Origin of the sequence: Sphingomonas sp. FUKUSWIS1 (genome assembly GCF_000733135.1) — a bacterium.
In the GTDB taxonomy this organism is placed as follows: Bacteria; Pseudomonadota; Alphaproteobacteria; order Sphingomonadales; family Sphingomonadaceae; genus Sphingomonas; species Sphingomonas aerolata.
The window spans coordinates 29,166-43,835 of sequence record NZ_JPJC01000276.1; the positions used below are offsets into that span (position 1 = coordinate 29,166).

10 protein-coding genes and 1 tRNA gene are annotated in these 14,670 nt (G+C 65.9%); 3 read left to right on the forward strand and 8 right to left on the reverse strand.

The window, feature by feature from the left end:
- The 5 genes from sphsw_RS17575 to sphsw_RS17595 form a co-directional block, all read right to left on the reverse strand.
- A partial coding sequence (locus sphsw_RS17575) for a thiol-disulfide oxidoreductase DCC family protein (RefSeq protein ID WP_081874411.1) occupies window positions 1-290 on the reverse strand: 290 nt, incomplete at its 3' end.
- Window positions 287-862: a TspO/MBR family protein gene (locus sphsw_RS17580; RefSeq protein ID WP_081874412.1), complete on the reverse strand. Its 576-nt coding sequence runs from the start codon at window positions 860-862 to the stop codon at window positions 287-289. The genes sphsw_RS17575 and sphsw_RS17580, both read right to left, overlap by 4 nt.
- Window positions 863-865: 3 nt before the next feature.
- On the reverse strand, window positions 866-1,114 hold the full coding sequence (locus sphsw_RS17585; protein WP_031441754.1) for a glutaredoxin domain-containing protein: 249 nt from the start codon (window positions 1,112-1,114) through the stop codon (window positions 866-868).
- A 94-nt stretch (window positions 1,115-1,208) separates the two neighbouring features.
- Entirely contained in the window at window positions 1,209-2,228 is a 1,020-nt protein-coding gene (locus tag sphsw_RS17590; RefSeq protein WP_031441755.1) for a phytase, read from the reverse strand.
- The gene (locus tag sphsw_RS17595; RefSeq protein WP_160172663.1) at window positions 2,228-5,284 is read right to left on the reverse strand and encodes a TonB-dependent receptor; all 3,057 of its coding nucleotides are present in this window, start codon (window positions 5,282-5,284) and stop codon (window positions 2,228-2,230) included. Before sphsw_RS17595 ends, sphsw_RS17590 begins: the two co-directional genes overlap by 1 nt.
- Window positions 5,285-5,562: 278 nt before the next feature.
- Here sphsw_RS17595 and sphsw_RS17600 point away from each other — a divergent pair.
- Window positions 5,563-5,636, forward strand: a tRNA-Gly gene (locus sphsw_RS17600).
- A 95-nt stretch (window positions 5,637-5,731) separates the two neighbouring features.
- Here the strand turns inward: sphsw_RS17600 and sphsw_RS17605 are convergent.
- Together sphsw_RS17605 and sphsw_RS17610 are read right to left on the reverse strand one after the other, a co-directional pair.
- Window positions 5,732-7,354, reverse strand: coding sequence for an OFA family MFS transporter (locus tag sphsw_RS17605; RefSeq protein ID WP_200874058.1), 1,623 nt, complete (start codon window positions 7,352-7,354; stop codon window positions 5,732-5,734).
- Window positions 7,355-7,477: 123 nt separating this feature from the next.
- Entirely contained in the window at window positions 7,478-8,152 is a 675-nt protein-coding gene (locus tag sphsw_RS17610) for a fumarylacetoacetate hydrolase family protein (RefSeq protein WP_031441758.1), read from the reverse strand.
- A 141-nt stretch (window positions 8,153-8,293) separates the two neighbouring features.
- On the opposite strand from sphsw_RS17610, the gene sphsw_RS17615 reads away from it, so the two are divergent.
- Window positions 8,294-9,385, forward strand: coding sequence for a catalase family protein (locus sphsw_RS17615; RefSeq protein ID WP_031441759.1), 1,092 nt, complete (start codon window positions 8,294-8,296; stop codon window positions 9,383-9,385).
- 1 nt (window position 9,386) lies between these two features.
- A complete protein-coding gene (locus tag sphsw_RS17620; RefSeq protein WP_031441760.1) occupies window positions 9,387-10,151 on the forward strand; it encodes a metallophosphoesterase family protein in 765 nt (254 codons plus the stop codon).
- Window positions 10,152-10,263: 112 nt separating this feature from the next.
- Here sphsw_RS17620 and rpoC read toward each other — a convergent pair whose 3' ends face one another.
- A complete protein-coding gene (rpoC, locus tag sphsw_RS17625; protein ID WP_031393739.1) occupies window positions 10,264-14,550 on the reverse strand; it encodes a DNA-directed RNA polymerase subunit beta' in 4,287 nt (1,428 codons plus the stop codon).
- Window positions 14,551-14,670: the final 120 nt, after the last annotated feature.

Below are 14,670 nucleotides of genomic sequence, written 5' to 3' on the forward strand. Positions count from 1 at the left end.
CGCTCGAGCAGGCGGAGCGCGGTGCGATTGCGCGCGAGCAGGCCGAGCGGCCGCAGGACCGGGATTGCGCGCCACATCGCAGCGAACGCCGCCGCGCCCGACAGCATCGTCCCGTCCTCACGGGCATGAAACCGCGCGAGTAGGTCCCGGCGGTCGATCGGGCAACTCGCATCGGGATCGGTGGCATCGACGAACGTGATCGTACCGCGCCGGTCGAGCCGCCGCATGAGCGCGATCTCGCGCCGGCATAGCGGGCAGTTGCCATCATGCCAGACGACCAGATCGGTCACCGGGCGTCCGCCGCGTCGGAGTCGGGATTGCGCGCGCTGATGCGCGTGGCGAGCAACGTCGCAAAGCCGAGCCAGCCCACGAACGGCACGCCCAGCAGCGCCGCGGGACGATCGACCTTCGCCGCCGCCGCAACATACGCGCCGCCGGTTGCGACCATCGTGCCTGCGACGACCGCGCCGGATCGCAGCGCCCGCTTGCGAAAGAAGAGCTCGGTCCAGCCGCCGACCATCGAGGTGTTAAGCAGCCACAACCCGACCGCACTCGTGCGACGTGGCCCGGCGGGCTGGCGGAGGAGACGATATCCACCGACGGCGAGCCCGGTCTCGAGCACCGGCCACACCGCGCCGAACACGGCGTCGGGCGGCGTATAACTGGGCTTGTCGAGCCGCTTGTACCAGCGGCGGGTCCGCGGGTGGGAGGGGTCGGGCGCATTGCGGCGACCGATCGCGGCGCTGACGCCGAGGACCGACACGACGATCAGTGCGGCAGCGGTCCGCGACAGCACTGGCGGTGGCGGTGGCGCATGCGCCGGAACGGGCGACGCGACCGGATGGTGATCAGGATGGGCCATCGCTCAGCGCTCCGCCAGATAGCGTTCGAGATCGTCGCAACCACCGATCGTTTCGCCATCGATCACGATCAGCGGGGTTGTCGCGATGCCGTGCTCGGTCTTGAACGCCTCGACCGCATCCCGGTCGCGCAGAATCTGGTCGTCGACGTCATAGCCTTCGGCCTGAAGCAGCTGCTTGGCGCGGACGCCGAACGGGCAGGTGTGATCGGGCAGCACCATCCGGTGCAGCGTCGCGGTACGGGTCTGGGTCATCATCGTCCTCGGATCTGCGGCCTCTCGATACGCCGATCGATGCCAGATCCTATAGCGCGGGATGGCCCCAGACGTTCCCTGCGGCTGTCGCAGGCTAGTGCCGCAGGGCGCGACGCACGGCGGTCCAGCTGACGAACTTGAAGTTCTGCGTGTCGGGGGCGTTGTCGCCGTCCTGCGCGACGAACAGGCCGCCCGGATAGGCCGGGCCGAAATCGCCGAGCATCAGGTCGATGCCGTCGGTATCGCTGGTCCCGTCGATCGCCCCGCCGCCGATCCGGAACCGCCCCGCATAGGTGACGCCGGGCAGGCGGTAGAGCGTATAGGCGTTGTCGCCTTGGCTTGAGACAACCAGATAGCCGCCGCGTCGGCCCGAGGGCGCGAGCGCGAGGCCTTCCGCATCGGCGACGAGCGTCTTGCCGTCGACCCGCGCGATCGACGTCGCGGTCGCCGGTGCCGCCGGATCCGCGTCGAACCGCCAGAGCCCGACATCTTCTTCCGCGACGTAGAGCAGCCCGGTCCGGTCGTCGACGACGCAGCCCTCGGCCTGGCTCGCGAGCTTCATCGAGCGGACTGTCGTGACCTTGGGGACCGTGCCCGAGACGTCGATCGCGAGCTGATCGATCCGCCCGTCCTTCAGCACGACGAAGCCGAACAGCGCGTGATCGCGCGCGCGCGTCCACAGGCACATGCCATAAGCCTCGCCCGGGCCGACCGGGAAGCGGCCGAGCGGCACGAGCCTCGCCGCCGCGGTGTCGAGCGTGAACAGCGACACATGCGCGGTGTCGACATCGGCGCGGTCGCTCGCCGCCGCGATCACGCGCGTGCCAACGGTGCGCAGGTCGACATTGTTCAGCCGGTCGGCGGGCGTGAAGCTCAGCCGCTTGCCTGCCAGGCTGTAGACGTGGATGCCCGCCTTCTTGTCCGTCCCGATGACCAGGCTCTTCGCCGAATCCGCGGGGTTGCGCCAGATCGCGGGATCGTCCGCCGCATCCGCCGCGGTATCGACCGGATCGGTTTCCGCGGTCGCCGCGACCAGCGGCGCGGTGGCCGTCTGGGGCACGCTCGTGGTCGCGCACCCGGCGAGGATCAGCGCGAGGAGCGGCAGTCCGCGCATCAGAAGGTCACCCGCACGCCGCCGGTATAGCGCCGCCCGAACGTTTCATGCTCGATCGTATAGGCAGACGAGCCGGCATAGCGGCGGCCCGGGCCGTTCAGGAGGTTGGCGAAATCGCCATAGATTTCGACATTGTTGTTGATCGCGTAGCGCACGCTGGCGTCGAGCTCATTGTCCTTCGCCCAGTAGAAATCGCCGCCGTCGATCCCGCGGACGACGCCGCCGATCGTGTCGGTGCCGCCGATCGCATCGAGCCATGCCGACCGGTTCTGGTAGGATACCCGCGCCGAAAAACCGTATTTCTCGTAATATGCGATCAGATTGTAGATCGCGTCCGACGCGCCGGGCAGCGGCACCTTGCGCGAGGGCAGGGCAGCGGTCCCCGGCGTCTCGGCGCGGCTCTTGTTGATCGTCGCGTTGAGCTGGACGCCGAAGCCACCCATCCATTCGGGCAGCCCGAGATCGGCGGTGAAGGGCTCGAGCTGCTGCTGGATCGCACCCTCGATGCCCATGATATAGCCGCTGCCGCCGTTGACGATCGTCGAATAGAGATAGCCCGAGCGATCGACGCCGCCGGTGTTCAGCGTCGTCCGCCCGAACGTCTGCGTCGAATCGAACAGGACGTCGGTGACGTCCTTGTAATAGGCACCGATCGACAGGAAGCCGCGCGGCATCGTGTAATATTCGACGTAGAGATCGACGCCCTTCGCCTTTTCGGGCTTCGCATCGGGATTGCCGCCGGAGATGGTGGCGTTCGCGTCGTTATAGCTGAGATTGGGGCGCAGCTGATCATAATCGGGACGCGCGGCGCCGGTGTTGAACGACAGCCGTGCCTTCATCCGGTCATCGACGTCCCAGTTGAGGTGGAGGCTCGGATAGACCAGCGTCTGGCTCGACTTCACGTCGATCGGGGTGGTGACCGTGGTCGCCGCGGCGCCGGTGCCGACCGTGCCGATCGAGAAGGCGCGTGCGTCGTTGCGGATATGCTCGACGCGGGCGCCGCCGATGATGCTGCCCCAACCGGTCGTCGCGGTCGCCATCGCATAGGCCGAATAGACCTTCTCGCCGACGTCGTAGAAATTGGCGTCGCTGCGGACATAGCTGCCGACCGCCTTGGCCTGATCGACCAGTCCGAGAACCTTGTCGCGGTCAAAATACTGGAAGGTGTAGCCGAGCGGGATCTCGCCCTGGAACCCGCCGGGCTTGGCGATCGCCGAATAGTTCGTCGCGATACCCGCCGCGGCGAACTGCGCGGGCGTCGACAGGTCGAGGAGATATTCATTCGACGTCTTGGTGCGGTCGTCATAGCGCACGCCGGCGGCGAGGATCGTCGAGGCGCCGAACACCGAAGCCTCGCGGCTGATGTCGAGCTTGGCGGTATAGGCCTCGGTCACGTCCTGCGCCTTCAGCGAGCGCAGGCGCGACAGGGTGCGCGGGAAATCCTCGATCGCCGTGACCCGGTCGCCGCGCGAAAAGCTGCCATCGGCGTTGCGGATCGTCCGGTACAGCTGCACCTTGGCGAGCTGCGGATCGGTCAGGTCATAGCCGACGGTCAGGCGGTTGGCGGCATTCGCGCCATTGGTGCCGAACGAGGGGCTGTCATAGTTGAGCTGTGCAGGCTGCGACCGGTCGTCGATCGAGCGGGTGTAGTTGCCGCGCCACGCGACCTTCCAGTCGCCGAGTTCGTGATCGCCGCCCAGCGTGTTGGTGAACACCGACTGCTTGTACTTGCGCACCGTGAAGTTCGAATTGAGATCGATCCCGTACACCGTGCCGAGCAGGGGCGTGTTGCCGGTGCAGACATCCGCATAGCCCGTGGTGCCCGAGGCGGGTCGCGCATTGACCGCGCAGGCGGCGGTGCCGTTCGGGGTGCGCGACTGCTGGTCGTCCAGATCGAAGATGTAATTGTTGCGCTGCTCGTCATCTTCGAACGCGGAGTAGATCGTCTCGGCGAACAGCTTGTGGCCAGGGGCGGGGCGCCAGTCGAGACGGCTCGACAGCGAATAGTTCTTGCGCGTCAGCCGGTAGAGCTTGTTCTCGGTCTCGCGCGCCCAGTTGCGGGTCTCGTAACCGGGGCGCAGGTCGCGGTCGACCGCTTCGAAGTCGGTCTCGAAATTGTCGGTGACCATGCCGCGGCGATAGAGGCTGGCGGACGAGACGATGCCGAATTCGCCGATCTCCGTGTCGAACCGGTCGGACACGACGAGCGAGCCTTCATATTCGGTCTTCTTGCCGAGCTCGACATGGCCGAGGCCGCCCTTGGCCTGAACCTTGAGCCCCGGATAGTCGAACGCCGAGCGGGTGATGATGTCGACATTGCCCGCGATCGTCTCGCCGGTCATGTCGGGGGTCACCGCTTTCCGTACGATGATCTGCGACGCGATCGCCGAGGGGATCGAATCGAACCGCGCGTCGCGACCTTCCGGGCTGACCACGTTGATCCCGTCGAACGACAGCGTCGTCCAGTTGATCGGGCTGCCACGCAGCGTGATGTAGCGGGCCTGGCCCTGGTCGCGCTGGACGCCGACGCCGGGCAGGCGGCTGACCGCCTGCGCGATATTCTGGTCGGGCAGACGCCCGATCGAATCCGACGCGATTACCGAGACCAGCGAGGGGCTGGTCCGCTGGATCTGCAGCGCTGCCGCTTCGGACTCGGCGATGGGGCGCGATCCCGAAACGACGATCTCGTCGCCGTCGGCACTGGTCTCGATCGTCATCGCGACATCGAGCACGACCGCCGCGTCGGTGACCGTGACGCTGCGCCGGGCATCGGGAAAGCCGACATAGCGGACGACGACGTCATGCGTCCCGGCGGGGATCCCGGCCAGCGTGAACCGGCCCGCGCGATCCGCCGCGGTCGCCAGCCCCAGAGCGGGGATCGAGACCGACGCGCCGTCGAGATAATCGCCACTGCCCGCCTGCGAGATCGTCCCGGTGATGCTGGCATTGCCACGCGGGGCGGGGGCTGCGGCTGCGGCAGGGCCATCGACCGGTTCGGCGCGGGCGATCCCGATCGCGAGCGGGATCATCGCGCTGCCGATAAGAAGCGCGCGCAAGACAGCAGGGCCGCGTGCGCGGTGTGACAGGCCGATGATCATGATGGTCCCCCGATTGGTCCAGCTATGGGCTGGCTTGCCGGGGTGCCTATTGCAGACCAATGGCAGCGTGGTGACACGGGGGTGACAGTTTCGTTACGTCGTGCCCCGCGTCCCTCGACACAGCGCGCCATTCCGCGTCGAGAAGCATCTTGCGTCGCTAACGCCGAGCCGATAGACGCTCGCCATCGCATCGCGACCGCCGGCGCTTATCCGCCGCGCGGACGCACGGTCGATATGCGGGTGTAGCTCAATGGTAGAGCTTTTGCTTCCCAAGCAAGTGACGAGGGTTCGATTCCCTTCACCCGCTCCACGCCGACACCGTCGGTGCCAACGCAAATCCCTTTTCACGCCGACCACCGGGTCGCGATCGCCTGTCCGGCGATGCGACCGCGGTGTCGCGTTCGGTCACTTGATCAGGATGACCGCCTTCGACAGCGTCATGTAGATCCCCCAGAGGATCGGCACGCCGACCGCCAGCCAGGCGAGGATGACGGTCGACCGCGATCCACCGCCATGCTGTGCGCTGGTGGTGGCCGTCGTGGCGTCGACGGCAGTCGTCGAGGCCACGCCCTCGGTAACCGGCATGTGGAAGCGACTTGCCACCGGCTTGACGAACAGGTTGGCGACGAAGCCGACCACGAGCATCGCCGCGAGCATCAGGAAGATCGGCTGATAGACCTGATCGCGCGGGATCCCTGCGGCGATCCGGCCGTCGCGCATGTTGGCGACGAGCAGCGGCCCGACAACGCCCGCGGTCGACCAGGCGGTCAGCAGCCGGCCGTGGATCGCACCGACGAACTTCGTCCCGAATATGTCCGCCAGATAGGCGGGCACGGTCGCGAAGCCGCCGCCATAGGTCGAGGCGAGGATGCAGAAGACGAGGATGAAGAGACCGAGGCTGCTGCCGGCGAGTGCCGGGGCGGCGATACCGTAGAGCACAGCGCTGATCGCCAGGATCACCGCGTAGAGCGGCTTGCGACCCAGACGATCGGAGAACCACGCCCAGAAGAAGCGGCCACCGATGTTGAACAGGCTGATCGCGCCGACGAACCCGGCGCCGACCGCCGCCGCGGCGACCTTCTGACTGTCGCTGAATGCGGTGAAGAGCACGCCCGGCGCGTCGATCAGGCGACCGCCGAAAATCTCCTGGAGCATCGGCGAGGCGACACCGATGATGCCGATCGACGCGGACACGTTGAGCAGCAGGACGATCCAGATGAGCCAGAATTGCGGCGTCTTGTGCGCATCCTTCAGATCGACGTTGAACCGGCTGATCGTTGCCTTGGCATCGGTCGGCGGGGTCCAGCCGGCGGGCTTCCAGCCCTCGGCGGGGACGCGGTAGCCGAGTGCGCCAGCCATCATGAACACGAAATAGATGACCGCAAGGACGAGGAACGTCTGCCAGACGCCGACGCCGGTGGGGCCGGAGAAGTGCTTCATCAAAGAGTTGGCGAGCGGGCTGCCGATCATCGCGCCGCCGCCAAAGCCCATGATCGCCATGCCCGTCGCCATGCCGCGCCGGTCGGGAAACCATTTGATGAGCGTCGAGACGGGCGAGATATAGCCGAGACCCAGACCGATGCCGCCGATCACGCCCGAACCGAGCCAGATAAGCCACAGCTGGTGCATCGACACGCCGATCGCGCCGATCCCCATCCCGCCGCACCAGCAGAAGGCGGCGACGACGCCGGCCTTGCGCGGACCGGCGCGTTCGAGCCAGCCGCCCCAGATCGCGGCCGCGGCGCCGAGCACAACGAAGAAGAGCGTGTAGGTCCAGACGAGGTCGCTGACCCGCCAGTCGCAGGTCGTGGTCGTCAGCGCCTGGGCCAGCGTCATGCTTTCGCAGACCACCGGATCGGTGATCCCGATCGCGCGCGACAGCGGCAGCCAGAACACGCTGAAGCCATAGGCCATGCCGATGCACAGATGGATGGCGAGCGCGCAGGGCGGCACCAGCCAGCGATCAAAGCCCGGCCCTGCTACCGTCCGTGCCCGGTCGAGCAGCCCGCCGGTTGATCCATCCGCCATCATCATCCCCTTTTTATGAAGGGGATGCATGCGGGCGGGCGGCGACAAAGGAAAGCCGACTAAGGTCGGGGACGACTATATTTATACAAAAACATCGCCCCCGCCACGTCGATCAGGGGGCGATCAGGCGTCGAACAGGATCTCGAGCGGCTCGAGATCGGTGATCGTCGCGCGGACCTGTGCCCCGGGCAGGATCGGCCCGACGCCCGCGGGGGTGCCGGTGAAGATCAGATCGCCGGGTGCGAGTTCGACCTGACGCGACAGCGCGGCGATCACTTCGGCAACCGACCAGATCATCATCGACAGGTCGCCCGACTGACGGGGTTCGCCGTCGATCGTCAGCCCAACCGCACCCGTTTCGGGCGGCGCGCCGGGCGTGAGCGCGCCGATCGGGGCGGACCGGTCGAACCCCTTGGCCATGTCCCATGGCCGCCCGGCCGCCTTGGCCGCCGCCTGCAGGTCGCGCCGCGTCAGGTCGATCCCCACCGCATGACCGAAGATCTTCGCCGTCGCCTCCGTCGCATCGATGTCCCGTCCGCCTGCGCCCAGCGCGACGACCAGTTCGACCTCGTGATGCAGATCCTGCGTCATGCTCGGATAGGGCAGGGTGCCGCCACCGGGCACGACGGCATCGGCCGGCTTGGTGAAGAAGAAGGGCTGCTGCCGATCGGGATCCGACCCCATCTCGCGCGCGTGGTCGGCGTAGTTCTGCCCGACGCAGAAGATCCTGCGGACCGGAAACCGTGCCGCGGATCCGACGATCGCGATCGTGGGGGCGGTGACGACGGGAATCTGCATCGGTTTCTCCTTCGATGGGCGCCGACCGCGTGGACCGGGGCGCGGTGCTTTGCAACAGCGTGCGGGATCGTACCGATCGCCCGTGCAGCGGGAACGTCGCGGAGTTCGGCGGGTTTGGATCGGAAACGACAGGAGATCCGCATGTCCACCCAGCCCGTACGATTCGCCCCCTCGGTCGAAACCATCGCCGACGACGAGGCCGAGACGCTGGCGTCGCTCAAGGACAGCTTTCGCGAGATTCTAGAGACCACGTCGCAGGACTATGCGCATGCCGTGCGCGCGGTCCATGCCAAGGCACATGGCATCGCGCGCGGCACACTCACGATCGCTGACGGCCTGCCCGAAACACTCGCGCAGGGCATTTTCGCACAGCCGGGGCGTCATGAGGCGGTGCTGCGCATATCAACGAACGCGGGCGACATTCTCGATGACAGTGTCAGCCTGCCGCGCGGTGTCGCGCTGAAGATCCTCGACGTGCAGGGCGATCGCCTGCCGGGCTCTGAAGGCGAGACGACGCAGGACTTCATCATGGTCAACGCGCCGGTCTTCGCAGCCCCCGATCCCAAGGCCTTTTCGAAGAACCTCAAGCTGCTCGCCAAGACGACCGACCGGTTCGACGGTGTGAAGAAGGCGATGTCGGCGACCTTCCGCGTCGTCGAATCCGCACTGGAAGCGGTCGGGGCGGAGTCCGCGACGCTCAAGACCCTCGGCGGCGCGAAGCCCGTACACCCGTTGGGCGAGACCTATTTCTCGCAGACGCCGCTGCGCTACGGCGACTATATTGCCAAGGTCGCGCTGTTCCCGGTCTCGCCCGCGCTGACGCGCCTGACCGGCGACACGGTCGACATCACCGCACGCCCCGATGCGCTGCGGGAGGTCGTGCGCGAGGAGCTGATCGAGCATGGCGGTGTCTGGGAATTGCGCGTCCAGTTGAACACCGACCTCGACGCGATGCCGATAGAAGATGCGACGGTGGAATGGGATCAGCAGGCGAGCCCGTTCGTCACGGTCGCCACGCTCGAGGTGGCGCCGCAAATCTCCTGGGAGCACGGCGTGACCGATCATACCGATGATGCGCTGTCCTACAGCGTGTGGCACGGCGTGGTCGACCATCAGCCGCTGGGCGGCGTCAATCGCGTCCGCAAGGAAACCTATGAGCTCTCGGCGGGATTCCGCGGGACGTTCAACGGGTGTCCGATGCACCAGCCCAAGACGCTGGCCGAACTTGCCTGACATGGCAGATGTTTCAGGACGTTCGCACACGCTGTTTCACGTCAGCGACGTTCATTTCGGGGCGGAGGATCCGGCAGCGCTCGCCTGGTTCTCCGCCTGTGTCGAGGCGGAGCGGCCCGACGCGGTGATCATGACCGGCGATCTGACGATGCGTGCCACGAAGGAGGAGTTCCAGCGTGGCGGCGACTGGCTGCGCAGCCTCGGCGTGCCCGTCACGCTCGAGGTCGGCAATCACGACATCCCCTATTACTGGGACCCGTTCCGCCGGTTCTTCTCGCCCTATCAGCGTTATGCCGCGGTCGAGTCGATGATCGAGAAACCCCTGGAACTGCCCGGGATCACGATCGTCCCGCTCAAGACGACGGCCCGCGCGCAGTGGCGCTGGAACTGGTCGAAGGGGAGGGTCAGCCCGGGGTCGCTGACGCGCGCGCTGGCGATGATCGAGGATGTACCGAAGGATCACCTGGTCTTCGTCGCGGCGCATCATCCGCTGATCGAAGGCGGCACGACCGGGACAGCAAAGACCCGCCATGGCGACAGCGCATTGACCGCACTGGCCGATGCAGGAGCGCATGCCGTGCTGTCAGGTCATGTCCACGACCCCTTCGACATTCCCGTCCAACGCAGCGGCCGGGAGATCCGCATGATCGGTGCCGGCACCCTGTCAAAGCGGACGCGCGGCAGTCCGCCCGCATTCAACGAGCTGCGGGTCACCGGCCAGCAGCTCCGGACGATCCCGCGAACCATGGGTGACGACACCGGCTGACCCGCCAGGGCGCGCGGTTCGACCCGTCCGCCCCGCCAGTAACCTGAAACGACAAAGGCCGCCGCCCGGATATTCGGACGGCGGCCTTTTTATTCGCGTCTGATGGGCCCGATTACTCGGGCTTGTTCAGATACTCGCCGGCATCCGCATCGGTGCCGGTGCCCGAGGTCACGACTTCGCCAAGCGCGTCGTCCCCCGTGCCGCCGGAATCGCGCGGTGAGCGGGCGAGTTCGGCGTCATGCTCTTCCTTCGCCGACTTCGGCGCGATGATCGAGGCTTCGGCCATCTTGCGCTGGGCGACGCGCATCGAGGCGTCGCGGCTGTTCGCCACGACCCGCAGGCGGTTGAGACCTGCGCCGGTGCCTGCCGGGATGAGCCGGCCGACGATCACGTTCTCCTTCAGACCCATCAGCATGTCCTGCTTACCCTGAACCGCGGCCTCGGTGAGAACGCGGGTGGTCTCCTGGAACGATGCCGCCGAGATGAAGCTGCGGGTCTGCAGCGACGCCTTGGTGATACCGAGCAGGATGGGCTTGCCCTGTGCACGGGTCTGCTTCTTGTCGAGCTTCTCGTTCGTCGCGTCCATCTCCTCGCGATCGACCTGCTCGCCCTTCAGCAGCGTGGTGTCGCCGCCGTCGGTGATCTCGACCTTCTGCAGCATCTGACGAACGATCGTCTCGATGTGCTTGTCGTTGATCTTCACGCCCTGGAGACGATAGACCTCCTGGATTTCCGACACGAGATACTCGGCGAGGGGCTCGATACCCATCGTCTCGAGGATGTCGTGCGGATCGGGCGAGCCGCCGATCAGGTTGTCGCCGCGCTTGACGTAATCGCCTTCCTGCACGTCGATGACCTTCGACTTCGGCACCAGATACTCGACGACGTCGCCGCCATCCTCGGGCTGGATGCCGATCTTGCGCTTCGCCTTGTAATCCTTGCCGAACACGACGCGGCCCGAGATCTTGGCGATGATCGCCGAGTCCTTGGGGATACGCGCCTCGAACAGCTCGGCAACGCGCGGCAGACCACCGGTGATGTCGCGCGTCTTGGCGCTCTCGCGGCTGACGCGGGCCACGACGTCGCCGCCGAACACCTGTGCGCCATCCTCGACCGACAAGGTCGCACCGATCGCCAGCATGTAGCGGCCGGTCTCGCCCGACGTCTCGTCGAGCAGGGTCATGCGCGGACGCAGATCCTCCTTCGACTTGGTCGCCGCACGATATTCGATCACGACGCGCTGGGCGATACCCGTGGCTTCGTCGGTCTGCTCGGTGAGTGTCTTGCCCTCGATCAGGTCGACATACTTGATCGTGCCCGGGTTCTCCGTGATCACCGGCATGGTGAACGGATCCCACTCGGCCATCCGGTCGCCACGCGACACGATGTGGCCATCGTCGAACAGCACATACGCACCGTAGGGGATACGATCGACCGAGAGCTCGCGGCCGTCCATGTCGACGATCGCGATTTCACCCGAGCGGCTGAGCACCACGCGACGGCCACGCTGGTCGACGATGATACGCAGATCGCGGAACTGCACCGTACCGTCGGCATGCGCCTCGAGGTTCGACGTTTCGTTGAGCTGCGCTGCACCACCGATGTGGAACGTACGCATCGTCAGCTGCGTGCCCGGCTCACCGATCGACTGCGCGGCGATGACGCCGACAGCTTCACCGATGTTCACCGGCGTACCGCGGGCGAGATCACGCCCGTAGCACTTGCCGCAGACGCCGATCTTGGACTCGCAGACCAGCGGGCTGCGGATCTTGCACGACTGCGTGCCGAGGCCTTCGATCGTCGTGATCATCGGCTCGTCGAGCAGCGTGCCCGACGGGATGATGACCTTGCCGGTCTTCGGATCGGTGATGTCCTCCGCGGTCGTACGACCGAGGATGCGCTCGCCGAGGCTTGCGATCGTCGAACCACCCTGAAGGATTGCCTTCATTTCGAGTGCGCGCGTCGTGCCGCAATCAGGTTCGATGATGACGCAATCCTGCGACACGTCGACCAGACGACGCGTGAGGTACCCCGAGTTCGCCGTCTTCAACGCCGTATCCGCGAGGCCCTTACGAGCGCCGTGGGTCGAGTTGAAGTACTCAAGGACGGTCAGGCCTTCCTTGAAGTTCGAGATGATCGGCGTCTCGATGATCTCGCCCGACGGCTTGGCCATCAGGCCACGCATACCGGCAAGCTGCTTGATCTGCGCCTGCGAACCACGAGCACCCGAGTGGGCCATCATGTAGATCGAGTTGATCGGCTTTTCACGGCCGGTCTCCGTATCGACCTTCACCGCACGGATCTCGTCCATCATGGCGTTCGCGACCTGGTCGCCGCAACGGCTCCAGGCGTCGATCACCTTGTTGTACTTCTCCTGCTGCGTGATCAGACCGTCCTGATATTGCTGCTCGAAGTCCTTCACGAGCGCCTTGGTATCATCGACCAGACCGACCTTCGCGTCCGGAATGATCATGTCGTCCTTGCCGAACGAGATGCCGGCGCGGAAGGCGTGGCGGAAGCCGAGCGTCATGATCGCATCGGCGAACAGCACGGTCTCCTTCTGGCCGGTGTGACGATAGACCTCGTCGATCACGTCGCCCACGTCCTTCTTGGTGAGCAGGCGGTTGACGGTGTCGAACGGCACCTTGTGGCTGTGCGGCAGGCACTCGCCGAGCAGCATGCGGCCCGGCGTCGTCTCGTAGCGCTTGAGATACTGCTTGCCGTTCTCATCGGTCTGCGGAACGCGGCTGATGATCTTGCTGTGCAGCGTCACGGCCTGGGCGTTCAGCGCCTGATGCACTTCGGCCATGTCACCGAGCAGCATGCCCTGGCCCGGCTCGTTCTCCTTCATCATCGACAGATAATAGAGACCGAGAACCATGTCCTGCGAGGGAACGATGATCGGCTTGCCGTTGGCGGGCGACAGGATGTTGTTCGTCGACATCATCAGGACGCGCGCTTCCAGCTGCGCTTCGAGCGACAGCGGGACGTGGACGGCCATCTGATCGCCATCGAAATCGGCGTTGAACGCGGAGCAGACCAGCGGGTGAAGCTGGATCGCCTTGCCCTCGATCAGCACCGGCTCGAACGCCTGGATGCCCAGACGGTGAAGCGTCGGCGCACGGTTCAGCATGACCGGATGCTCGCGGATCACCTCGTCCAGGATGTCCCAGACTTCCTTGCGCTCCTTCTCGACCCACTTCTTCGCCTGCTTCAGCGTCATGCTGAGGCCCTTGGCGTCGAGGCGTGCGTAGATGAACGGCTTGAACAGCTCGAGCGCCATCTTCTTCGGCAGGCCGCACTGGTGCAGTTTCAGCTCAGGCCCGGTCACGATGACCGAACGACCCGAGTAATCGACGCGCTTGCCCAGAAGATTCTGGCGGAAGCGGCCCTGCTTGCCCTTGAGCATGTCGGACAGCGACTTGAGCGGACGCTTGTTGGCGCCCGTGATCGTGCGACCGCGGCGACCATTGTCGAACAATGCGTCGACGGCCTCCTGCAGCATGCGCTTCTCGTTGCGGACGATGATGTCCGGCGCGCGGAGCTCCATCAGGCGCTTCAGGCGGTTGTTGCGGTTGATCACGCGGCGATACAGATCGTTCAGATCCGACGTCGCGAAACGACCGCCGTCCAGCGGCACCAGCGGGCGCAGCTCGGGCGGGATGACCGGAACGACCTCGAGGATCATCCATTCGGGGCGGTTGCCCGAATCGATGAAGCTCTCGACGACCTTCAGGCGCTTGATGATCTTCTTGGGCTTCAGCTCCGACTTGGTGACCGCGAGCTCTTCGAGCAGCGTGGTACGCTCACCTTCGAGGTCGAGCGACTCCAGCATGATGCGGACCGCCTCGGCACCGATGCCGGCCGAGAACGCGTCCTCGCCATACTGGTCCTGCGCGTCGAGGAGCTCGTCCTCGGTCATCAGCTGGTACTTCTCGAGCGGGGTCAGGCCCGGCTCGATGACGATGTACGCCTCGAAGTACAGCACGCGCTCGAGCTGCTTGAGCTGCATGTCGAGCAGCAGGCCGATGCGCGACGGCAGCGACTTCAGGAACCAGATGTGCGCGACCGGGGCGGCGAGCTCGATATGGCCCATCCGCTCGCGGCGGACCTTCGAGACGGTGACCTCGACGCCGCACTTCTCGCAGACGATGCCCTTGTACTTCATGCGCTTGTACTTGCCGCACAGGCACTCGTAATCCTTGATCGGACCGAAGATGCGCGCGCAGAACAGGCCGTCACGCTCGGGCTTGAACGTGCGATAGTTGATGGTCTCGGGCTTCTTGATCTCGCCGAACGACCAGCTGCGGATCTTGTCGGGCGATGCGATGCCGATCTGGATCTGGTCGAACGTCTCGGCCTTGGCGACCGGATTGGCGAAGGGGGTCATCTCGTTCATGAGCTGTCCTTAGGAAAAATCTTCCCCCCTACCGCTTGCGGGAGGGGGAGGGGCCCAGCCTCTTCAGGCTGGGAGGGGGTGGGCGCCCGGCATCGGCGTCGCGTTTCGCTGCCGGCCGGG

Bases quoted from the DNA above. Each gene is read 5' to 3' on its own strand.
- sphsw_RS17580 (WP_081874412.1), bottom strand. From the start codon at position 862: ATGGCCCATCCTGATCACCATCCGGTCGCGTCGCCCGTTCCGGCGCAT.
- sphsw_RS17585 (WP_031441754.1), bottom strand. From the start codon at position 1,114: ATGACCCAGACCCGTACCGCGACGCTGCACCGGATGGTGCTGCCCGAT.
- sphsw_RS17590 (WP_031441755.1), bottom strand. From the start codon at position 2,228: ATGCGCGGACTGCCGCTCCTCGCGCTGATCCTCGCCGGGTGCGCGACC.
- sphsw_RS17605 (WP_200874058.1), bottom strand. From the start codon at position 7,354: ATGGCGGATGGATCAACCGGCGGGCTGCTCGACCGGGCACGGACGGTA.
- sphsw_RS17610 (WP_031441758.1), bottom strand. From the start codon at position 8,152: ATGCAGATTCCCGTCGTCACCGCCCCCACGATCGCGATCGTCGGATCC.
- sphsw_RS17615 (WP_031441759.1), top strand. From the start codon at position 8,294: ATGTCCACCCAGCCCGTACGATTCGCCCCCTCGGTCGAAACCATCGCC.
- sphsw_RS17620 (WP_031441760.1), top strand. From the start codon at position 9,387: ATGGCAGATGTTTCAGGACGTTCGCACACGCTGTTTCACGTCAGCGAC.
- rpoC (WP_031393739.1), bottom strand. From the start codon at position 14,550: ATGAACGAGATGACCCCCTTCGCCAATCCGGTCGCCAAGGCCGAGACG.